This is a genomic window from Rummeliibacillus suwonensis, assembly GCF_007896435.1.
GTDB lineage: Bacteria > Bacillota > Bacilli > Bacillales_A > Planococcaceae > Rummeliibacillus > Rummeliibacillus suwonensis.
The window spans coordinates 369,073-391,554 of the sequence record NZ_VCBL01000002.1; the positions used below are offsets into that span (position 1 = coordinate 369,073).

Annotated in this window: 17 protein-coding genes and 1 riboswitch; of the genes, 5 read left to right on the plus strand and 12 right to left on the minus strand. The window is 36.3% G+C overall.

Features of this window, described 5'->3' with window-relative positions:
- Nucleotides 1-96: 96 nt before the first annotated feature.
- The 7 genes from FEU33_RS15030 to FEU33_RS15060 all read right to left on the minus strand — a co-directional run bounded on the left by FEU33_RS15030 (nt 97) and on the right by FEU33_RS15060 (nt 6,345).
- On the minus strand, nt 97-924 hold the full coding sequence (locus FEU33_RS15030) for an undecaprenyl-diphosphate phosphatase (RefSeq protein ID WP_146550295.1): 828 nt from the start codon (nt 922-924) through the stop codon (nt 97-99).
- 405 nt (nt 925-1,329) lie between these two features.
- Nucleotides 1,330-2,421: a metallophosphoesterase gene (locus FEU33_RS15035; RefSeq protein WP_146550296.1), complete on the minus strand. Its 1,092-nt coding sequence runs from the start codon at nt 2,419-2,421 to the stop codon at nt 1,330-1,332.
- A 90-nt stretch (nt 2,422-2,511) separates the two neighbouring features.
- On the minus strand, nt 2,512-3,144 hold the full coding sequence (locus tag FEU33_RS15040) for a response regulator transcription factor (protein ID WP_146550297.1): 633 nt from the start codon (nt 3,142-3,144) through the stop codon (nt 2,512-2,514).
- Nucleotides 3,122-4,171 (minus strand): sensor histidine kinase, encoded by a 1,050-nt coding sequence (locus FEU33_RS15045; protein ID WP_146550298.1) that lies wholly within the window; start codon nt 4,169-4,171, stop codon nt 3,122-3,124. Before FEU33_RS15045 ends, FEU33_RS15040 begins: the two co-directional genes overlap by 23 nt.
- Nucleotides 4,168-4,863: a cell wall-active antibiotics response protein LiaF gene (gene liaF, locus FEU33_RS15050; RefSeq protein WP_146550299.1), complete on the minus strand. Its 696-nt coding sequence runs from the start codon at nt 4,861-4,863 to the stop codon at nt 4,168-4,170. Before liaF ends, FEU33_RS15045 begins: the two co-directional genes overlap by 4 nt.
- A gap of 456 nt (nt 4,864-5,319) precedes the next feature.
- Nucleotides 5,320-5,976 (minus strand): PspA/IM30 family protein, encoded by a 657-nt coding sequence (locus FEU33_RS15055; RefSeq protein WP_146550300.1) that lies wholly within the window; start codon nt 5,974-5,976, stop codon nt 5,320-5,322.
- Nucleotides 5,977-5,991: 15 nt separating this feature from the next.
- A complete protein-coding gene (locus tag FEU33_RS15060) occupies nt 5,992-6,345 on the minus strand; it encodes a lmo0954 family membrane protein (RefSeq protein WP_146550301.1) in 354 nt (117 codons plus the stop codon).
- A gap of 474 nt (nt 6,346-6,819) precedes the next feature.
- On the opposite strand from FEU33_RS15060, the gene FEU33_RS15065 reads away from it, so the two are divergent.
- Complete coding sequence (locus FEU33_RS15065) at nt 6,820-8,112, plus strand: helix-turn-helix domain-containing protein (protein ID WP_146550302.1); 1,293 nt, start codon at nt 6,820-6,822, stop codon at nt 8,110-8,112.
- 214 nt (nt 8,113-8,326) lie between these two features.
- On the opposite strand, the gene FEU33_RS15070 is transcribed toward FEU33_RS15065, so the two are convergent.
- Together FEU33_RS15070 and FEU33_RS15075 are read right to left on the minus strand one after the other, a co-directional pair.
- Complete coding sequence (locus FEU33_RS15070; protein WP_146550303.1) at nt 8,327-10,534, minus strand: sensor histidine kinase; 2,208 nt, start codon at nt 10,532-10,534, stop codon at nt 8,327-8,329.
- A 143-nt stretch (nt 10,535-10,677) separates the two neighbouring features.
- Complete coding sequence (locus tag FEU33_RS15075; protein ID WP_146550304.1) at nt 10,678-11,379, minus strand: response regulator transcription factor; 702 nt, start codon at nt 11,377-11,379, stop codon at nt 10,678-10,680.
- Between the two features lie 291 nt (nt 11,380-11,670).
- On the opposite strand from FEU33_RS15075, the gene FEU33_RS15080 reads away from it, so the two are divergent.
- Entirely contained in the window at nt 11,671-11,901 is a 231-nt protein-coding gene (locus FEU33_RS15080) for a MerR family transcriptional regulator (RefSeq protein WP_146550305.1), read from the plus strand.
- A gap of 377 nt (nt 11,902-12,278) precedes the next feature.
- On the opposite strand, the gene FEU33_RS15085 is transcribed toward FEU33_RS15080, so the two are convergent.
- On the minus strand, nt 12,279-13,265 hold the full coding sequence (locus FEU33_RS15085; protein ID WP_146550306.1) for a homoserine dehydrogenase: 987 nt from the start codon (nt 13,263-13,265) through the stop codon (nt 12,279-12,281).
- A 371-nt stretch (nt 13,266-13,636) separates the two neighbouring features.
- A complete protein-coding gene (locus FEU33_RS15090) occupies nt 13,637-14,917 on the minus strand; it encodes an O-acetylhomoserine aminocarboxypropyltransferase/cysteine synthase family protein (RefSeq protein WP_146550307.1) in 1,281 nt (426 codons plus the stop codon).
- 576 nt (nt 14,918-15,493) lie between these two features.
- A riboswitch (SAM riboswitch) is annotated at nt 15,494-15,609 on the minus strand.
- An 808-nt stretch (nt 15,610-16,417) separates the two neighbouring features.
- Here FEU33_RS15090 and FEU33_RS15095 point away from each other — a divergent pair.
- A complete protein-coding gene (locus tag FEU33_RS15095) occupies nt 16,418-17,890 on the plus strand; it encodes a DASS family sodium-coupled anion symporter (RefSeq protein ID WP_425328619.1) in 1,473 nt (490 codons plus the stop codon).
- Nucleotides 17,891-18,148: 258 nt separating this feature from the next.
- Nucleotides 18,149-18,880, plus strand: a complete 732-nt coding sequence (gene nfsA, locus FEU33_RS15100) for an oxygen-insensitive NADPH nitroreductase (protein WP_146550309.1) — start codon at nt 18,149-18,151, stop codon at nt 18,878-18,880.
- A 200-nt stretch (nt 18,881-19,080) separates the two neighbouring features.
- Here nfsA and FEU33_RS15105 read toward each other — a convergent pair whose 3' ends face one another.
- On the minus strand, nt 19,081-20,769 hold the full coding sequence (locus FEU33_RS15105; protein WP_146550310.1) for a hypothetical protein: 1,689 nt from the start codon (nt 20,767-20,769) through the stop codon (nt 19,081-19,083).
- Between the two features lie 480 nt (nt 20,770-21,249).
- Here FEU33_RS15105 and pepT point away from each other — a divergent pair, with 480 nt between their 5' ends.
- A complete protein-coding gene (pepT, locus tag FEU33_RS15110) occupies nt 21,250-22,476 on the plus strand; it encodes a peptidase T (protein ID WP_146550311.1) in 1,227 nt (408 codons plus the stop codon).
- The last annotated feature ends 6 nt before the right edge of the window (nt 22,477-22,482 follow it).

Sequence of the window (22,482 nt, forward strand, 5' to 3'; positions counted from 1 at the left end):
TAAAGATGATTATACAAAAAAGCAGCATATGAGAAAACCTCACATACTACTTTTTCAGATAATATTTTTGGCACAATTCGTACTTATAATCATCTATTACATAAACACGATGATGGCAAGTACAATGGCTAAGACAATACGATAAATGGCAAATGGGACTAATTTTACTCTGGCTATAAGCTTCAAGAAGAATTTTACAGAAATAAGTGCAAAGACGAACGCGCTGATAAATCCTGCGACATAAAAGCCCATATCATCAAAATTGATCTCATTTACATGTTTCAATAATGATATGAAACTTGCACCTGCCATAATCGGTACAGCCATGATAAAGGTGAAATCCGAAGCCGTACGATGGTCTAATCCTAGCAATACCCCACCTGATATCGTAGCTCCTGAACGGGAAAATCCAGGCCATAATGATAAGCATTGAATACAGCCAACTTTGAAGGCTTGAGCATAAGATAGATCGTCAAGTGATGTAACCCTTGGTCTTTTGGGTCCAAATTTATCTGCTGCAATCATGAATAGGGCACCAAAGAACAAACTGAAAATAACCGTTTCAATGCCAAATAAATGGCTGTCTATGAAATTTTCCAATAATACGCCTAAAACACCTGCTGGAATAACGCCAATAATGACGTGCAACAAATTAAATCGATGATGTGGTTTTTGTCCCTCAAAATGATATAAACCAATAAGACTTAACATTCGTTTCCACATAACAACAACAACCGCTAGGATAGATCCTAACTGAATAACCACTTTAAATGTATTGGCAGAAGATTTTCCTAAAAACTCCTCCGTTTTCAACCACATATCATCCACGATAATCATATGACCTGTAGACGATACTGGAGCAAATTCTGTCATTCCTTCTACAAATCCTAAAATAATGGATTTTAATAACTCTAAAAAGTCCATAGTATCTCCTTATTCTTTTTATGTTTGTAAAGTGAAACTTACTGCCCGTTAAAGCGGGATAAAGTGTCCCTCCACTTTTATACAAAGCGAGGTCAATGAAAAGCTATAACACCCCTATTTTTATGGATATTCATCCATCTTTTCTTTCATCTTGCTAACTAAAGCTGATTTTTATCAAACTTTCGGAGGTGAAATGATTTTTTCAGTGGTCTTACTCAAAGTATAGGTGGAACTTTTTCATCAGGTGAAGTAAACTCTCCTACCTGATATACCAAGCGAAACTGGCGCAGTAAAAATTAGTATAACAAAACGAGAAAGATTCCAATGACCAGCTTCCACTCATTTCTAGCAAAACTATCATAACATATTGAAAGAAAAGCTTTCTTAAAGTTTCATTAAATTTCGTTAATCCACTAATTCGACATCAACGACCCACATTTCACTACGACTATTGGTACGAATTGGTGGACCCCAAAATCCAAACCCAGAAGAAACGATGATATGAGTGGTCTGTTTCAATAAATAGCCATAGTCTAACTCAAAAGTTTTACGTGTAATCCACTGATTCGGCCACATTTGTCCTAAATGAGTATGACCAGAGAGATGTATATCCACTCCAAGCTTGACAGGGGTTATTAAATCCGATGGTGTATGATCCATAACAATCCATGGCAATTGATGCTCTGCCCTCTTTGATAATTGTTCTAAAGATTGACGATTTTTATTGGTTTTATCTTCTCTTCCTGTTACATAAAACGAATTGGCTATACAAATTGTTTCATCTTGTAAAATCCTTACTCCTGATTTTTTCATCTCATCTATAAATAATGGAATTTGTTTACCATAGTATTCATGATTACCCAATACGCCATAAACACCATATGTAGAAGTCAATGTTTTCATGACTTCATCCATTCGATAGGCTCTAAACCAATAAGGATGATCATCCACAATGTCCCCTACTAGAAATACAAGATCCGGTTTAGCCGCATTCGATTTCGATACAAATTTTTGTAAAAGTTTTTTATTGGACAATATGCCGAGATGAAAGTCGGAAGCAATCACCATTCGAAAACTTTCCTTTTCTCCCTTTTGTTTTTTTACTTGAATGGTTTTGGTTCGAACAATTGGTGAGTAAGCCATATATGAACCAAACCCAATGATCACAACAAATAGACCGAAAATGATATAGCCTATCCAAATTATATGTATAGAAGGGATGAACCATAACAACAAATTGGCGATTGGAAATAACAATAGACCATACTCCATTATAATCATCCAATAGCAACTCACTACCTTTGTCATCCGAAAACGTTGATCGATATGACTAAGCACGATACTGTAGGCACAATACAACCAAATAATTGAAAAAACAATTGGGAAATCCATATGAAATACGATCCTCAACCATTGGTATACATTCCAACCAAGATAAAAAACAATAGCATTATATATGACCCAAAATATGACACCGATCACTACTTTATTACGCATCCATGTAGTCCCCTTTTCTGAAGAAAAGTTTCAATCACCTCGTAAATATTCGAAAGCTTTTGTTGTCATTTTCAAACTTAAAAAACGGCATTAGCTTTTAACGAGTTGATGGTTAAAAGCATAAACAACTGCTTGGGTACGATCCTGTACTTCTAATTTTGAAAGGATGTTGCTAACATGTGTTTTAACTGTTTTTAAAGCGATAAATAGTTCATCTGCGATGTCTTGGTTCGTTTTACCCTGAGCCATTAATAAAAGGACTTCATATTCACGTTCTGTTAAATCTTCATGAAGCGGTTTTTCTTTATGGCGCATCCTTTGCATCATTTTATTGGTTACTTCTGGTTCTAATATTGGTTGACCATTATAAGTATTTCGAATAGCATTGGCAATTTGTTTGGCGTTTGTTGTTTTTAGTAGATAGCTAATAGCTCCAGCTTCTAAAGCCGGGTAGACTTTATCATCATCCAAAAAACTGGTGACGATCATGATTTTAGCTTCTGGCCATTGGCTGATAATGGCTTCTGTAGCTTCAGCGCCCGTCATAATAGGCATAACCATATCCATTAGAATGATATCTGGACGATGTGCTAATGCTAGGTCGACAGCTTCTTGACCATTTGAAGCTTCCGCCACAACCACCATGTCAGGCTGTGCTTGTAAGTATGAAGATACGCCGATACGTACCATCTCGTGGTCATCAGCTAATAGAATTCGAATCATCTTTTAACGTCTCCTTCTCTACGGGTATTTGTACTTCGACGACTGTACCTTGTGTTGGGACAGAGACAATTTTACAGGTTCCACCAATTTCAACTGCACGTTCTTCTATATTGTGTAAACCATAAGATCCTGCCTTTTCATTGCCCATTCTAAAGCCAACACCGTTATCACGTACACGAAAAATAACACGTTTATTGCGTTCAACTAACAATAATTCTAATTCGGTCGCTTTCGCATGCCTTAATGTGTTCGATAAAGTTTCTTGTGCGATGCGGAATAAATGATCCTCAGCCCCTTTTGATAAATGTACTTCTTCTAGACGATATTGAATCTTAAATGTTACTTTTTGTTGTAATTCAACTAATAAATCTTCTAATCCTTGCATAATGGACTTGTTTTTTAATGCGACAGGGCGGAGATGAAGTAATAGCGCTCGCATTTCCAGTTGTGCCTGTTGAACAATTTGTTCAGTTTGAAGCAGTGTTTTCTTCGTATGCTCAGGTAAATCTTCCGATGCGGTTTCATTTACTGTTGATAGTAACATAGAAGCAGCAAACAGTTGTTGAGAAACTGAATCATGTAATTCTCTAGCTAATCGTTGCCGTTCCTGAATAATTCGCTCTTGAATCATTTGATCTTGGTTGACAGCTTTATCATTTGTTAGTTTTTGCAAACTCTTGCGCTGCGTACTGATTAATTCTCTTGTTATGGCCAATGATTTTTGCAGGCTTACATTGACATCAAATGTTTCTTGTGGGACATTGTCGCTTTTTAATACATTTTGTAAAGCTTGTTCAAATTGCTGTTCTTTTTGACGAGTTAAAAAAATGCTCCACATCGCAATACAAATACTAAATATAAAACATAAGGTAACAAATAAAATAGCAATTGGTAAATTCCAATAATGTGATGTCCAAAGCATTTCCCATCTCGACAGTTTTGTCCCGTATAGCATAAAGAAGATGATAGCAAGTATGATGATTTCGAATAGGAAGGTGCTAATGGTTCGTGCAAGAAGTTTTGTCATTGACGAATCACCTCGATATCTCCACATAATGTTGACACAGAAATGATCAATTCAGTAGACGCTTCCTCGATATGTTCATATCCATCCCGCAACGTAATCGTGTCATTCCATATTCGGGAATAAGTATTTTCAAAACATTTAGCATCCCCAATAAATGTATTGTAATGAAGCCGTACAGGTATTTCATATGGGACAATAATTTTGACCTTTCCAAATCCTTGACGGATCGAGATGAGAGAAGTTCCTTTCGGTAAAACTGTTTGTGTCGTATCAATATGCAAGTTCCCTACCAAACTCTGAATATGCACGTCTTGCCATTCGTAGGATTGCAATGGTGTGCTTTGAAATGAAAAAAATTTATTTTTAACAGGTTGATCTATTGTTTGCTGTGCTGATGACTTCGAAAATGATAGGTGAATAGGATCTCCCTTTTTTAGTTGCCATAATATATAAAACAATGTAACTATAACAATGATTCGCAAACTCCACATGGACATAAGCGCGATCGCTATACAGATGATGCCAGACCAAAAAAGCCACTTTCGTCTTTTCCGCATGCTTATATAAATAAAAAATACGCCGAGAACCACAAACATAATACTGCCATTTTCAAAAAATGTTGCTTCTATAAAAACAAGTAGACATGCAACAATAATAAGCATGGTTAGTTTGTTTGTTGAGAATTGCATCATAGATGTCCCCTCCTAAAAGTTTATCCCGCATCAACAGGCAGTAGTATGACTACTTTCTATTTCAAGACTTCCACATAAAACAAGGATACGTGGGGGTTCACTGCCTGTATATGCCCGATTGGTTCTACTAGCCCCCAGTGGATGAAGAGAACCCACTGGGGGAAGTTTCACTTTATCCCGCATCAACAGGCAGTATGACTATGACTCTCCATTTCAAATCTTCCACATAAGACAAGGATACGTGGGGGTTCACTGCCTGTATATACCCCGATTGGTTCGGGCCAACAAGATGTTGGTCACTCAAGTGTTGCCACAGGATGTGGCGCTTTTAACCTGAGTTCATCTGGTTCAGTGGGGGATGAAGAAAATCCCAACTGCGAGAAGTTTCACTATAAGCTAAAAAGAGAAGGAATTCCTTCTCTTTTTTAGTATAACGATCGTCCTGTGGAAGTCTAGTTATTGTGGTAATTCAAGTATTTCTTTTTTCACTGTTTGTTTTTCAAGTTGTGCAAGGCGCTCTTCCATAGAAGTAATTTCATGCTGCTGATCGATTTTTTGACCAAGGTGTTCAATATAGCTTTCCATTGCTTCAAATGTTTCAAGTCTTTCACTAATATTGCCCGCTGTTTCTGGATGTAGGACGTGATCCATTTGATGATGTGCGCGAACGACATTTTCCTTTCCCATAAGCTGTAATTGGCGAACTTTCATATCTTTGATTTTATGTTTCATCTCTTCAAATTTACGTTCTAGCCCAAATAGTTCTTCCGTTGTTTTGTCGATGCTATTTTGCAACACCATACTGCGTTGTTCATAAGCTTGAATTTCTTGTTCTGCAAAGCTGATTAAATCCTGTTCACCGCTTAATTTGGCGAGATCTAATTGTTTCGTTCGTTTAGCAAGCATCTCGGTTGTTACTTCAAGTTCTTGTTCTAATTTTTGTTTTAAAGTACTTTGTCTTTCTAACCATTTCCCAGTTTCTTCTGTTTGTTTTTCTGCTTCGCGAATATATTGGTTTAACATAGCGATTGGATTTTTTTCTTCTTTCTTATCAAAAAATTGATTGAGATCTGCTTCAATAGAATATTTTAAACGTTGTAATAAGTTGACCATTTTCGGTACCCCCTGTTATTTTGTTAGTTCTTTCCATTGGTTTTCAAAATTGGTGAATGGGTCATCTGATTTTGGTGCTACGAAAGATTGTTGATTATTTGATCCATCCCATTTGCGTAAGATGTACCATAAGATAACAATTGCAGTTAAACCGATGAACCCTGGGATATTTGCAGTAGCTGTTAGTAATCCAGCGATGGCAACAAGTGCCCACACGATCTTTGAAAAAGTGGAAGTACTTTTTAAATAGAAATGGATCCCCACATAAAGGATCGCTGCTGAGATCGCTAAACCTGCTAAAGCACCTAGAGAACATAAAATTGTAATAGCGGCTGTGATACCGATGATGAATAAACCAAATTTTTTCATTGGTTATTTCCTCCCTTCGTTTGTACCTCTATAATACGTAGAAATTTAGTTTGTCCAAACGGGCTAGAAATGGATTTTCATCTAGGTCTAGAGACTGAGTGCGCATCAGCCTAGCTATTTATTCCTTACAAACAAGCAGTATGCTCCCAATAACTTTAAAATCTGCTGTCTGTAAAAGACGAATTCGGTCAAAACACTAAGTATGATAAATACGAGAATATATACATAAAACAATCTTCACACAAAAGGTGCTTTTCTCCTTATATTTTAAAGATGGTAAAAGCCAAAAGACTAACTCACATAACTTATAGCAATGCTAAAAGTATGAGTTTATTTTCCATAAATTTTCCATTATATAATAAAAATTTCACAAAATTGTAAATTAAATAAGCAAAATAGACCTTTCAGCCGATTTTATTTCTGTTTGAATCATGCAATAATTCTAAAAACAGTACAAAAGCTGAGAGGTTTATCATGCAAAATATCGGAAATATCATAAAAATAGAACGTTTGAAACAGCATATAACACAAAAAGTATTAGCCCAAGATATTTGTTCTACTTCTTATTTAAGTAAAATTGAAAGTGGTAAACAAATCCCTCAAGATGAAGTTAAAAATGCACTCCTCAACCGCTTGCAAGTAAACCTAGAGCATTACCTCAATGTGGATGAAGAACAATTTATGAAAGAAAGCTATCAAATCATTCAAAATGCACTTATGACAAGCGATCCATTACAAATAAAAAAAACACTAAATTATTATCGATCCATGAATCTCGAATTTAGCAGTGTTGAAAATTTCTATACATTTAATTTAAGATTACTTCGAATGTTTTTATTGGCCAAGGAGCCCTTAGAAAAAATAGATCCCCTCCTCAAAGCATTTTCAGCAGTGGAAGAAAACCTAACTGACCGGCAAAAATTTTTCTATTATGGAAATTGTTTTCTCTATTACTATCGTTTTCATCAATATCAAATCGGATTATCTTTTCTCGAAAAAGCTAGTTTATTTGTTTCAAAAATCCAACTTTCAAAGGTCGAAAAAGCTGAGTATTATTACATGCTAAGCTCTGCACATCATAAGCTATATCGTACACTTAGTGCCATCGAATATGCACAGCAGGCTCTAGAATTATTCACAGAATTAGAATATCCTCAGCAAATCGTAAATTGTTCTATCAGATTAGGACTTTCACATATTCAAAATGGCCACTATCATTGCTCTCTCGAAATTTTTCATGATTGTTATCATATATGTGAAAAATATAACTTAAAAAATAACTATAGCATTATATTTCAAAATTTAGGCTATAGTTATGCATTAGAAGGAAATTCAAAGGAGGCCATTTCTTACTATAGAAAAAGCCTGGCTATCAAAAAGGACCCTGTTCATAATCTGATGAACATTTACTCCATAGTAAAAGAATATTCAAAACTTAAAAATGCAAAAAATGTAGAAATATGGTGTAGAAAAGGATTGGAACTGATTGAAAAGCATCATATTGAAGAGGAAGTGAAAGAATATATCTACCATTTTCAAATTTATCAAATAACGCATCAACAAAATCACTTTGATGAAAGACTGCTCATAAGCGCTATTAACTTTTTCGACCAAAATCAGGATTACCCAAATGTTTATAAATACACTATTCTACTGGGCTCATTATTATGCGAACGAGAAGAATACCAAAAGGCGACACATTATTATCAAAAAGCAAATAAAGCAATGTATGCTATGAAAAAAATAACAACATGGGAAGACTTATAGTGATGAAATACATGTAAATTCTTTAGTTACGGGATAGTTTTCGATTAATTTCTTCTATTTTTAATGTATTTCATACTAAAGGCATTATGAATTCCACTGCAAGACCTCAGTTAAAAGTAAGAAGATCAAATTAGGCATCACTTCCTGCAAAAGTTCAATTGTTCCACAGTGAGGGATGAGAAGTCTCCCCACTGTGTGAGGTTTCCCTTTATTTCTAACTAACGATCGGGACGGTGACGGTCACTTTAAACAAGTCACCATCTACCGTTATTTCCATACTGCCACCATGCAGATCAACAATCGATTGAGCAATCGCTAATCCTAGGCCGGAGCCCTCTGTATGGCGTGATGCATCTGCTCGTTTAAAGCGTTCATACAGTTCCTCTATGTTTTGATCACCCAGTTCATATTTCGTAATATTCTTGATGACAAATTGAGCATCTTGACCAATTTTTTCTAAAGAAATATATACTCTTGTCCCTTCCATTGCATATTTTAAGGCATTCATAATCAGGTTATCCAGCACTCTCCACCATTTTTGACCATCTACATATGCCATTACTATTTCATCTGTTATATGGACACGGAATGTCATATCTGCTTTTTCCATATCTTCTTCATGCTCACCAAGTGCTTGTTGCAATAGTTGATTTAAATCGACCTTCTGCTTTTGCAATTCAATATTTCCAGAAGCCATCTTGGATACTTCAAACAAATCTTCAATCAATGTTTTTAAACGTTGTGATTTTTTATCCAAGATCATTATATAGCTATTGCGTTCATCCTCCGTTAGATCAGGATTTTTGAGTAAATCTGTATACGTAATGATAGAAGTAAGCGGCGTTCTTAAATCGTGGCTGACATTCGTAATCAATTCCGTTTTTAAACGCTCACTTTTCGCTTGTTCAGACAAAGAGATACGAACCCCCTCACGCAATCGATTCAGATTAGCAGCATGCTTCGCAAAAACGGATCTACCACGAACTTTTATCTCACTGTTTAAGCGTCCCTCTGCCATTTCCTCTGTCTGTTTCATGATTTCATTGATATAGCTGATACGATGTAAGAAAATAATGATCGTTGGTATAGCGACCGTTATGAATAAAAAGAAATAAATGCCTATCAGCCCATTTGCATACGGTGCAGCTATTGCAATCCCAACTCCTGCTAGAAAGATAACGATTAGAAGCGCCATTGCTTGTAAGATTAGACTCATGGACCAAAATAAATAGCGAATACCCTCTAAAATACGAAAGCATAATGTTTTTTTATAAGCACTTAGTCTTTTTTCTTCTGTATTCATATCTTCTATCAATAATTGAAGCTGTACCGTGATGAACCAAACAAACAAATAGAGAATAAGAATCGCTACCATGATCTTGAAATACTCTACAAACATATTAAAAGATGAGTTGGCAAGAAAATCAGACAATATAAATAAATCCATGATCATACCCATTCCGCTCACACCTATAATAGCCAGTCGTATATCAATTGGCCATTTATGAATCGTATGGAATAAAAAATGATCATTGTTGACGTTTATTTTCAAAGGTCTATTGCGGACTAAAGCTAAAACAGCGATCATGCTCAATATCCATAGTGCTATTAATAATATTTTATGGATATAAAAACTTTGATATTCTTGATACTGAGGTGAGTTTTGAAAAGCTGTCTTAGAAACACGAATTTCACCTTTATAGGAATGCGAGACACTTGGGACTATGTCTGTTAAATCATACGATATTCCTCTACTTTCTGTCGTCATATCATTAGATGTCGTCCAACTGGATTCATCATCAATACCTGGCAATTCCAAAACTTGTTGTTTTCCATCGTATTTTTGTGTATAAAGCGCTGGATCTTGCATATTCCCATGGGTATAAGTTTGCCCTGTAGATAAATCTGTTAGCTCATACGCCACGTAGTCAAAATTATTTAAAAACTCTTGCTTGCCCTCCTCCAAATTTTTAGCATAGCGATCGATTTCCTCTATTTTAAGTTTTTTAATTTGTGCTCGAACATACTTATCATCTTCAAATGTTTTTGTGATTTTCTTTATTTCTTTATCTCGTTCTGCCGTTAATGCTTTTACAACAGAAGTCACTTTTGCATCCTTCGCTTCAGCAATTTTTTCTTTATAATGGACGTTAATATCCGAGATTTGCTCACTTAGACTACCATTATAATGGCGATAATCCTCTATTTCCTTGTTCTTCACTTGAATATTTCTTCTCACTTTATCAGTATCCATTGGATTTAATACAAGTGCTCCTAATCGGCTTGTATAATTTGAATAATCTGATCGATCTGATTCAAAAAAATTATTCATAAATTGATGACGATATTCGAATAATGTCATTGCTCCTATCAGAATGATACAAATGGATGACAATATTAGGATGTTTTTAAATTTTCCCATATTACACTCTCCCTATCATCATTCGTGTGAGTCGGGCCATTTTTTTGATCAGACTAAAATCGATCAATTGAAAAATAAACGTACAGCAATAGAGCAAACTGCATAGGGCCATCACAAGTGCAATGACCGACCAAATAAACGTACTACGACGATGACTTCTCCATTTTGTAGCCAATTCCCCACACCACCTTCAAATATCTTGGATTTTTAGGATCTACTTCAATCTTCTCTCGAATTTTACGAATATGTACCGCAACAATATTTTCTGCGTTATAGGCAGGTTCTTGCCATACTCGCTCATAAATTTCGGAAATGGAAAAAACGCGACCTGCATTCGTTAATAAAAGCTCTGTAATGTTATATTCGATTTTCGTTAATTTAATAGGTTCGCCATCAAGTAACAATTCTTTCGCTTCTGTATCTAACGATAAACCACCAACTACTATTTTCCCTGGATGTTCACTATAAGTACCTAATTTTACATAACGTCTCAGTTGGGATTTTACCCGAGCCATCAATTCCAACGGATGAAATGGTTTCGTCACATAATCATCTGCTCCAACAGACAAGCCATGAATTTTGTCTGAATCTTCCACTTTGGCACTTAATATAATGATCGGGATATTGCGCTCTTCTCGAATTTTAAAAGTGGTTTGGATGCCATCAAGTTCAGGCATCATAATATCTAGAATAATGAGATGTACTTCATTTTCCGTTAATCGTTCAAGTGCTTCCACACCATTTGCAGCCTTTAACACGTGATATCCTTCGTTTTTTAAATAAATCTCAATACCATCTCGTATATCCTGATCATCATCTGTTACTAGAATTGTATAAGATTCCACGTCTTACACCTCATTTCTTTATTTCCTTATGGGTATCATCTTACAGATGAAATCTTAAAAAGCAGTCATCATAAAAATGAAGAAATTCTTAAGATTTTCTATATAGTTACTTATAGTTTACAGGATTCCCATGTTTCTTCCAAAAAAATTTTTAAAACCCATTTAAAAAGCATTAGTTAATATTTTCCATAAATGGTCTTGATAATTTTTATCATCTTATAAAAAAGTTGAGGATTGTACTTTCATTGATTATAATGTGAAGGATAAAAGGGAAAAAGGAGGCCTTGCGTGATGTACAAATCAGTGGCGGAAACGGCAAAGGATATTTCTATGCCAGAACAGCAAGTGATGCGTTATGTGTTAGAAGGCCGAATTCGTGCTGTCTATGATGGTGAACAGATGCTAATTAGTAGTGATCAATTCGAACGTTATCACGAACAACTACAACGAATAAAAGAAGAAATTGAAATATGGAAAAATACCCCTATACCTGAGGATATTGATATTAAAGATGAAGATTAAACTGTAATAACATGTCCCAAAAACAAAAAAATCTGCTTATCTCTAAAATTAGAATAAGCAGATTTTGATAAAGTGAAGCTTCCATCAGTGGGGGTTTTCTTCATCCCCCACCGGGCTAGAGGAACTCAGGTTAAAAGCGCCACGTCCTGTGGCAACACCTGAGGGACCAACATCTTGTTGGACCAAACCAATCGGGCTTTTACGGGCAGTTGTTCCCCCACCTATCTTTCTCTTTTCTCTCTATACCTTGAGGTGGGGAGCTTACTGCTCGTTAACGCGGGATAAAATGAAACTTCATCAATGGAAGTTTTTTTATATGGGAGCTTTACTACCTGATATGAAACCTTTTTGTATAACATAACAAAGTTCTTTAATGGTCAAATCGAAACGACAGCAGGCGTTTTCACCAACATATCTGCATAGTCTTCAACCATTACACTTGCTGTTGGAAACATACCAGCTCCTGGGCCTACAAGCGTAAGTGTTCCGATATAATTTGTGTCTAATGCCACTGCATTATTTACACCTTCAATATTATAGAGAGGATGTTCCGGACCTACTAATTGTGGTCCAACTGTCGCAACGATTTTACCCGTTACTTTATCACGGCGAACATCTCCTATGTGACGATAACGTAAGCCTTTTGCTTTTGCTTCTGCTACTTGTTTAGCTGTTATTCCAGTGATACCCACGACATCTACATCATCCCAATTCGGTTGTTCTCCAAATGCTAATGCACTTAGAATCATTAATTTACGGAATGGATCTTGACCTGAGATATCATTATATGGATCAGCTTCAGCATACCCTAAATCTTGTGCATCTCGTAATGCTTTATCAAATGGTAAGCCTTCACTACGCATTTGCGTTAGGATATAGTTGGAAGTTCCATTTAAGATACCTTGGATATGGCTTACTTCGTTTACACGTAAGATGTTCTGCATTGTTTTAATAACTGGTACACCACCAGCCACAGTCGCTTCATACCCAACCTGAACACCATATTTTTTTGCCTTTTTTTGTAAGGCTAAACCATACCTAGAAAACATCACTTTATTTGCTGTAATAATGTTACAACCTTTTTCAATAGCTTTAGACAAATATCTAAATGCAGGCTCCTCTCCAACAATTGCCTCAAAAACAACCTCTAAATTAGGGATTGCAAGAATATCTTCAAAACTGTCTGTTAGTAATTCTTTTGGAGCATGCGGACGCGGCTTATTCACATTGTTTACAAGAATTTTAGCGATCTCAATGTCTACTCCTAAAGTATGTTTAAATTGCTCTCGCTTTTCATTAACAATATGAAAAATTCCTTGACCAACTGTGCCGAAACCTAAAATTGCTACCTTCACCGTTGTCATATTATTCGCCTCCAAATTTTTTCTCTATATCTAAAAATACGCAGAACCACATCATACGTATTCAAATGATCATTTTGTATCATGAATATGTGACCCGTACATGTAAAGAAATTCTCAATTATTGAACTTAATGATGATTTTAGCTTACATGCGGACAGATTACAAGGAAAATCTTTCTGAGAAGGACAAATGTTTTTTCTGGGAGGTCATGAAAAACGCTTACATCGTTGACTTTATCAAATTTTCTCATTTTCAAAAAAATAAAAAAATTATTTTAGACAACAGAGAAGAAAAGAGTAAACGCCGCCACTACGTCACCCTTTCTATAGTATTCACAAAAAGATTTTTATTATTTTTCAGCTTTCAATGTACTACTTACCTACCTTTGCAAATGCCGCTTCTAATGCAGCGATGATATCTTCTGCTGATTCTAATCCAATTGAAAGGCGTACTAATTCTTCTGGAACTCCAGCTTTTTCTAATTCTTCTGTGCTCAATTGTTGATGAGTTGTAGATGCTGGATGAATAATGAGTGAACGAGCATCCCCAACATTTGCGACATGGCAGAACAATTCGATATGATCAATCAACTGACGACCTGCCTCACGACCACCTTTGATACCAAATGTTAATACTGATCCATAACCATTGTATAAATATTTTTTAGCTAGTGGAGCGAATTCGCTATCCTCAAAACCATTGAAATGGACCCATTCTACTTGATCATTTTGGCGAAGGTACTCAGCCACTTTTCGAGCATTTTCGTTATGGTAAGGAACACGTATGTGCAATGTTTCTAGTCCTTGAAGTAGTTGGAATGCTGCGTCTGGGCTAAGTGTTGGGCCGAAATCGCGCAATAATTGGACACGTAAACGCGTAGCAAACGCTGCATTTGCTGTATCGATTCCGTAGCGTAAACCATGATAGGACACGTCTGGTTCTGTATAATCAGGGAATTTACCGCGAGTCCAATCAAATGTACCAGCATCAACTGCTACACCAGCGATTGTTGTGCCATGACCACCGATCCATTTAGTTGCAGAATGTACAACGATATCTGCACCGAATTTGATAGGGTTGCAGCCTACAGGTGAAGCAAATGTATTATCAATGATTAAAGGAATTTCATGCTTATGTGCAATTTCAGCCAATGCTTCAATATCCACTATTGAAAGGCTTGGATTACCAATTGTTTCAGCATAGATTGCCTTTGTATTTTCTTGGATAGCAGCTTCAAACTCATCATTATTTCTTTCATCTACGAATGTTGTTGTGATGCCATATCGAGGTAATGTATTAGCAAATAAATTATAAGTACCACCATAAATACTAGATGCTGAAACAATATGATCTCCTGCACGCGCAATATTCAAAATTGAAAATGCTATAGCTGCCATCCCTGATGATAAAGCAACTGCAGCTACACCACCTTCCAGTAAAGCAAGTCGTTTTTCAAAAACATCTACTGTTGGATTCATAATACGTGAATAGATATTACCTGGTTCTTCTAATGCAAACAATTTACGTGCATGTTCTGAACTTTTAAATTTATATGCAGTTGTACGATATATAGGTACAGCGATTGCACCTGTTGTTGGATCTGGTGTTTGACCACCATGTACTGCTAAAGTTTCTTTGTGTAATTCTGTCATTGTATTTCCTCCTAAGTTAAGGTTCTAGATGGAAAATGGAGGGTGTAAAAGGAATTTGGGTCAATTACGCCTCCAACTAAACAGCGTCCGGAATTTTTTTCGAACAAGCTCGAAAAACTCCTCTTCCAAATCCGTGACATCTGCCAGAGGCTATGGTGCAACACGATGTTGGTCACGAAGCCATTTGCCGCATGGATGCGGTGGTTTAGGCTTTGATCATTCCTTCAAACGTTTGTACCCCCACTGTAATGAGGATAAACAAGCATTCATCTCACCACTTTTAAAGGTGGTAGCCTTCTGTGCCTGCTGCTACGCTTTCGGTACAAAAAACATTGCTGAACCAATCGGACTTTTACGGGCAGTTGATCTCCCATCTATCTTTCTCGTTTCTCTCTAAATCTTGAGATGGGGGTCTTACTGCCCGTTAAAGCAGGATAAAAAAGTTCTATGTAAAATGTTAGAGTTAGCAAACAAAATATTGATCGTACACTTATCTCAATGTCTTTCTTTTCCGTATAGAACCTAAAAATAAAAACCCTTCTTCGTGTAAGAAGAGGGTTGATTCGCAATTTCCTCCCCTTATCTTTCAGATTTGAATAAAATCTGTAGGAATTAGCACCATAGCAAGTGCATATACACTCACTGGTTGCTGGGCATCGCAGGGCCTATCCCTCCGCCACTCTTGATAAAGGTTATTTGATTTTGTTCCATCTTATTGTCGTAAGTATAGAAGATAATCGGATGAAAAGTCAATGAATTTTTCAAAATTATTAATTATTTTGAATCAATTTCACAATGCAAAATTTAGATAGAAAACACGAACATTTTAAATCAACATGAACATTAATATTCAGAAATTTTTGTTCCGCTCCAGACGGCGCTTTCCACGGGCTTGGCTTCAATCTCCTCGGGTCGACACGATGTTGACCCCGAAGCCGTTGCCACAGGACGTGGCGAACTTAGGCTTTGTCCCTTCAATCATTCCTGCGGGGCTTTCAGCTCAAGCTTTTCCCGTAGGACTTTGAATAAACTTCCTGAACTAACACCGCACGAAGAAAATGCATGCATTTTCGAGGAGTCGCCGTCTTCCGCTCCACAACTATCAAAATTATTTATTATTAAATGTTCGTATTTTTTTAGAAGAAAATGATTTATGAAATTGATTCATCTTAATAAAGTAAAATTTCACATAGCAAATTTTTTCATCCCCCACTTTATCCCTTGCCTCATACTTGCGACTTGAATTGAGACATTGCCTGGTCATGGGATAAGGAAATCTATCTGTATTTATTTTTATTTTTACTTTACCAATACAATATTTTTACATTTATATTCTTATTTTCTTTTGCTTTTACACGATTTTGAAGGCTCTATTTGATAGGTCAAACATTTACTATCTAAATAAAATATTTTCATATATTTTCCTTTTTTCGACATAATTCCATATGTTTATCCTATGTTTTCACCTTATAATGGAATTATAAGAAAGGGATGAGAAGAATGGATAAAGCGAAAGAGAAAAAAAATTTAAAACCATTATGGATTGGACTAGCTTTTGCTGTACTAATTATTATTACATTTTGGCCAAACAGTGGAGATCTACCTGTAGCTGGCCAAAGAAGTCTAGCTATTCTTGGATTCGCTGTTATTTTATGGGTAACAGAAGCAGTTTCTTATCCAGTTAGTGCCGCTATGATTATCGCCATCACAGCCGTATCAATCGGTCTAGCGCCAACGATTGAAGATCCTTCTTTAGAATACGGTACTGCTAATGCTTTAAAAATGGCTTTAGGCGGCTTTAGTAATTCTGCCGTTGCACTCGTTGCCGCTGCTCTTTTTTTAGCCGCTGCCATGCAAGCAACAAATTTACATAAACGACTTGCCTTATGGATTTTGTCGATGGTCGGTACGAAAACAAAAAGCATTGTGTTCGGAGCTATTATTGTATCTATTATTTTAGCGTTTTTCGTACCAAGTGCTACCGCTCGAGCAGGGGCTGTCGTACCGATCCTACTAGGTATGGTCGCAGCGTTTGGTCTTCCAAAAGATAGTAAACTCGCAGCATTATTGGTCATTACTTCTGTACAAGCTGTCTCTATTTGGAATGTGGGGATTAAAACAGCCGCTGCCCAAAATATGGTTGCATTAAGCTTTATCAATAAGGAATTCCAAACGGATGTTTCTTGGAGCGAATGGTTCATGTATGCAGCACCATTCTCGGTTATTATGTCAATCGTGCTATTTTTCGTTATGATTCATTTGATTAAACCGGAAACGCAAAAAATTGAGGGTGGAAAAGATTTGATCCAGTCTCAATTGAAAGAATTAGGACCTGTCAAAGCATCTGAAATTCGTCTGATTATTATTTCTTTGGTATTACTATTCTTCTGGGCAACAGAAGGTAAATTACACCCATTTGATACAACAACCGTCACTATTGTCGCTATTGCTATTTTATTGGCTCCTAAAGTAGGTGTTTTTAATTGGAAACAAGTGGAAGTACTTATTCCATGGGGAACAATCATTGTATTTGCAGTGGGCATCGCACTTGGCACAGTGTTACTTGATACACAAGGCGCCCAATGGCTATCTACAAAAGTGTTCGGCTCACTTGGCTTAGAGCATATGCCCATTTTAGCAACGATCGCTTTAGTATCAGCATTTAACATTCTCATTCACCTTGGCTTTGCGAGTGCAACAAGTCTTTCTTCTGCGTTAATTCCTATCTTTATCGCATTAACGACCACCATTCACTTTGATGTCAACAATGTTGGTTTCGTATTAATCCAACAATTTGTCATTAGTTTTGGTTTCTTGCTACCTGTCAGCGCACCGCAAAATATGCTTGCCTATGGTACAGGTGCTTTCACTGTTAAAGACTTCTTAAAATCAGGTATACCCCTTACAGTGATTGGCTATCTACTCATTCTATTATTTAGTGCGACTTATTGGAAATGGATCGGATTACTCTAAGGATAGATTGTTACAAATAAGAAGCTATTCGAAATGTAAAAGAAGTGTGATTCAATATCAACGTTGAATTGCACTTCTTTTCCTTTAATAATTGATTTCGTTTTAAGTATCCACTTTCTCTTTCTAATATTCAGTACAATAATTTATTCGTATATCATATTTTATTGACGATATCTATGAAAAAAGATTTCAGTAGTAACTTTCTACAAAATCCCTTATAGTGAAATGGATACCTATTATAAAGGAGTTGACATTCTAATGGTCAAGGAACTATTACGTAGTCATACCTCTGTTCGGAAGTATACTGGTGAAAAAATCTCAAAGGAAACCGTACAAGATTTGATTGAAACTGCTCAAATGGCAGCAACATCTCACTTTGTTCAAGCTTATAGCGTTATTTGGGTAACTGATGAAGAAAAACAACAGAAGCTTGGAGAATTATCCAATAATCCTTTCCAATTCCAGACTGCCGGCGCAGCATTTCTATTCTGTGTGGATTTCAAACGTTTACAAATTGCTGGTCAAAAGCAAGGAGTAGAAATCGTAGCAGATTCAGCTGAAAACGTCTTAGTTGGTGTTGCTGACGTTGCTCTTTTTGCACAAAACTTCGTGATTGCGGCTGAATCAGAGGGCTATGGTATTTGCTATATTGGTGGCGCCCGTAATAACCCCGAAGAAATCAGCGAGTTATTCGATTTACCTGATTACGTCTTCCCGTTATTCGCCATGACAATTGGTACACCTACAAAGCGGAACGAAGCGAAACCTCGTCTCCCTTTAGATGCTGTACTACATGAAAATAGCTATGATGTAGAAAAGTACGATCAGCTATTAGATGCCTATGATGCAACATTAGAACAATATTACGCTAGTCGTTCATCCAATCAGAAAATAGCCAATTGGACGAAACAAATGGCTGACTTCCTAATTGAACAACGTCGCCCTTTTATCAAAGACTTTTTAGCAAAAAAAGGATTTACTTGGAAATAAAAGATTGGTGAAGCGAATGACCTACAGATAAGAAAAGGCTTCGCAATAGTGGCGCGAAAGCATCCACCCAAAAACTTCTACAAAAAAAATCACAAAGCGCAAATGCTGTTCAATCGACATTTGTGCTTTGTGATTCTACAGACTTCCTCTTATTAAAAGAAAGTTATTAAACAATCCCCTACAAATTAAATTCAATTAGCTTACTTTTCCTCGATATCTTCAATCACAATCTCTTTAACAGGTAAGAAAACATCTGTTGAGTTTACATATTTTACTTCTACCTTGTCTCCCTCTTTTAAATACACTGCAAGAGGCGCTACCTCTGAACTTACAATATAATTTTCTTTATTGTCTAATAGGAAAGAAATAGTTGTATAATCATTATTCTTCTCTTTATAAACACGCAATACTTTCCCTTTTACTGTTTTTTCTTCGTTTGAAGAACTGCTATTTAAAGAGCTGTTACCGGAGCGATTGATCAATGTTTTATATTGTCGCAGCGCTTCATTTGGAGTAGCTGCTGAGACTGAAAGTTCAGGGTTGGCTGCTGAGACAATCGAATAATTTTGTAAGAATCCATTGGAATCAAGCACTGGCACTAACCAGCTTGCTTCACCATAGAAATTATAAATAATCGGCATAGAAGCTTGCCATTTTTTTTCGATAAATTTTTTCTCAATAATTTGTATAGCACCTTGTGAATCCATATAAGCTTCATCTTTATTTCCCGAATAGTAGGTTGCTTGACCTGTACGAGCGTTTGTTAGTGAATAACCAAGCATTGAATCTACACCCTCTTTAGGGCTTGTGAAATCAGTGAAATAATACATCGTTCCGTTTTCATCAAATACTGGACTGACATTGGCTTCTGTTCCTTCATCTGATGGAATCTTCACATCTTTCTTACCAAACATACTGTTCCAGAAACCATGAACATATTTGCCAAAGTATTCATTTTGTCGACTTACAGCTTCGGGAGAAATCGCACCATCGATAAATTCAGGAACATCTTTTAATGCATAAGTTTTAGAATCGCCTGTTTTTGCATCGATCATCACAATCCCTTTTGGATCAAAGCCATTACGTCCTGAGATAAAGTCACCGTAGGTACGGATATAGTATGGCTTCCCATTGTCATCAACCTCCAACTGAGCATCACCATAAAAAATTTTCTGTGTATTCGCCAAGCGCATATGACGTTCCACATTATTATTTAAATAGGCGGAAGTCGTATAAACCATTGGCGATTTCACAAACTTTGGATTATCAGATGAATTGGTTGCACTCATGATTAAATACCCTGGTGATTCTTTCCCTTTCATCCATTTGAAGAAATCGGAAAATTCCACTGGTGCAATATAAACATACTCACCTTTTACTTTTTGAATTTGTAAGTTACCTAACTCATAATAACTGGTGTTAGGCACTTGACTAAATGCTTTTTTCATTTTATTGCGAGCATACTTAGGCGGTACACTAGCAGGCGTTTTTGTATCATCGAACGCCTTGATCTCAACTTTTTTTGTCATCTCCGCAGATTGATACTTTTGATGAGCATTAAATAATGGAGCAGATAAAAGATAAGCACCAAAAACCAAGCTTGCTAAAGTTATTATTCCTTTAATCTTTCTTTCAAACCCATTTGCCAATAGAGTACCGATCAAGGCAATCACAAAAATGATTGACCATGAAAGCGACCAGCTTTGATCAACTTTCGTGATATAAAAAATTGCCGCAGTAATAACAAAGGCTAAGATCCATACGATAATGCCAAATTGCATCTTGAACTTTGTCTTAAAATCACCATCATTTGTTCTACTAGCTAATGGTGTGATTAGAATTGCCGCTACAATGGCCATAATTGCAGACATAAGCAAAGTTGTTGTCATAGTTATTCATCCTTTCTCATATTAAAATACGAATAACCTCAAAGAAAGTTTCGTAGAGATTTTGCTCAAATATAATGGTTCAAATCATTTGAGGTAAAGTGAAGCTTCATCCAGTATGATCTTTCTTCATTCCTATCCATTTTCTTTTTTTACCAGAGTGCTACAGTAGTAATCTTACTGTCCTGCCCATTAATATGGGATAAATGTATTCAGATCGGATAATCATATATAGCATGATGATTTACGCTATGATTAAATGATGGGGTGGCTGATGTGCAAACATATTCACCTACACTTATTATGATGGAGGCCGCATCATTTATCTCCTCATTCCAAGTTTATCATAGATGTTCAGGTGGCTGATGTACCGATTATAATAAGCTAGTTTTTCTTCGCAATGAGTGCACGAAATTATTCCGTAGTCCGAAAGAAAGTGTTAGAATGATGACAATGCTTCAAATAAAAGGAGGATTCAAATTCATGAAAGAAACTGTTATCGAACGATTAGTTCGCTATGCAAAAATTGATACACAATCAAATGAAGAAAGCCAAACTACGCCTTCTACTGAAAAACAATGGGATCTGATCCATATACTAGAAAACGAATTAAAAGAAATTGGTATGGAGGAAATCTCAGTTGATGAAAATGGTTATTTATTTGCAACACTACCTTCAAATTCTGACAAAGAAATCCCAACCATCGGATTTTTGGCCCATGTCGATACAGCAACTGACTATACAGGGACAAATGTAAAACCTCAACGTTATGACAATTATGATGGAGGCGACATTCAACTGAATGCAGAAGTTGTATTATCACCCAAAATTTCACCTGAATTAGTCAATTATGTTGGCCAAACATTAATTACAACAGATGGAACTACCCTACTTGGAGCTGATGATAAAGCTGGGATCGTGGAAATCATAACTGCTATGGAATATTTGATCCAACATCCCGAAGTAAAACACGGCAAAATTCGTGTAGGATTTACACCTGATGAAGAAATCGGTCGTGGTCCTCATAAATTTGATGTAGAACGTTTTAATGCAAATTATGCTTATACAATAGATGGTGGTCCACTGGGAGAACTTCAGTACGAAAGCTTTAATGCTGCAGCCGCCAAAGTAACAACTCATGGTACAAATGTGCACCCAGGTTCTGCTAAAGGAAAAATGGTCAATTCTATTACTATGGCGATCAAATTCCAAGAAATGCTACCAAAAGAAGCCGTTCCCGAAGCTACAGAAGATCGCGAAGGTTTCATCCATTTGATGAACTTCAACGGTGAAGTTGAAAAAACAACACTTTCTTATATCGTACGCGATCATAACCGTGAAGCCTTTGAAGCGAAAAAGGCACTCATGAAAGAAGCTGAAAAAGCGATCAAATCCGAATATGGCGAAGATGCAATCACAGTAGACATTCATGATCAATACTACAATATGGCAGAAAAAATTCTACCTGTAAAAGAAATTGTTGACATTGCACAGAAAGCAATGGAAAATCTAGATATTAAACCTTTAATTTTACCAATTCGTGGTGGGACGGATGGATCTCAACTTTCATATATGGGACTTCCAACCCCTAATATCTTCGCTGGTGGCGAAAATATGCATGGTAAATATGAATATGTTTCTGCTGAAACGATGGTCAAAGCAACAGAAGTCATCATAGAAATCGTTCAATTGTTTGAGCAAAAAGCATAGTTGGTG

Bases quoted from the DNA above. Each gene is read 5' to 3' on its own strand.
- FEU33_RS15060 (WP_146550301.1), bottom strand. From the start codon at position 6,345: ATGAAAAAATTTGGTTTATTCATCATCGGTATCACAGCCGCTATTACA.
- FEU33_RS15035 (WP_146550296.1), bottom strand. From the start codon at position 2,421: ATGCGTAATAAAGTAGTGATCGGTGTCATATTTTGGGTCATATATAAT.
- FEU33_RS15030 (WP_146550295.1), bottom strand. From the start codon at position 924: ATGGACTTTTTAGAGTTATTAAAATCCATTATTTTAGGATTTGTAGAA.
- nfsA (WP_146550309.1), top strand. From the start codon at position 18,149: ATGGTCAAGGAACTATTACGTAGTCATACCTCTGTTCGGAAGTATACT.
- pepT (WP_146550311.1), top strand. From the start codon at position 21,250: ATGAAAGAAACTGTTATCGAACGATTAGTTCGCTATGCAAAAATTGAT.
- liaF (WP_146550299.1), bottom strand. From the start codon at position 4,863: ATGATGCAATTCTCAACAAACAAACTAACCATGCTTATTATTGTTGCA.
- FEU33_RS15105 (WP_146550310.1), bottom strand. From the start codon at position 20,769: ATGACAACAACTTTGCTTATGTCTGCAATTATGGCCATTGTAGCGGCA.
- FEU33_RS15095 (WP_425328619.1), top strand. From the start codon at position 16,418: ATGGATAAAGCGAAAGAGAAAAAAAATTTAAAACCATTATGGATTGGA.
- FEU33_RS15065 (WP_146550302.1), top strand. From the start codon at position 6,820: ATGCAAAATATCGGAAATATCATAAAAATAGAACGTTTGAAACAGCAT.
- FEU33_RS15080 (WP_146550305.1), top strand. From the start codon at position 11,671: ATGTACAAATCAGTGGCGGAAACGGCAAAGGATATTTCTATGCCAGAA.
- FEU33_RS15090 (WP_146550307.1), bottom strand. From the start codon at position 14,917: ATGACAGAATTACACAAAGAAACTTTAGCAGTACATGGTGGTCAAACA.
- FEU33_RS15070 (WP_146550303.1), bottom strand. From the start codon at position 10,534: ATGGGAAAATTTAAAAACATCCTAATATTGTCATCCATTTGTATCATT.
- FEU33_RS15045 (WP_146550298.1), bottom strand. From the start codon at position 4,171: ATGACAAAACTTCTTGCACGAACCATTAGCACCTTCCTATTCGAAATC.
- FEU33_RS15055 (WP_146550300.1), bottom strand. From the start codon at position 5,976: ATGGTCAACTTATTACAACGTTTAAAATATTCTATTGAAGCAGATCTC.
- FEU33_RS15040 (WP_146550297.1), bottom strand. From the start codon at position 3,144: ATGATTCGAATTCTATTAGCTGATGACCACGAGATGGTACGTATCGGC.
- FEU33_RS15085 (WP_146550306.1), bottom strand. From the start codon at position 13,265: ATGACAACGGTGAAGGTAGCAATTTTAGGTTTCGGCACAGTTGGTCAA.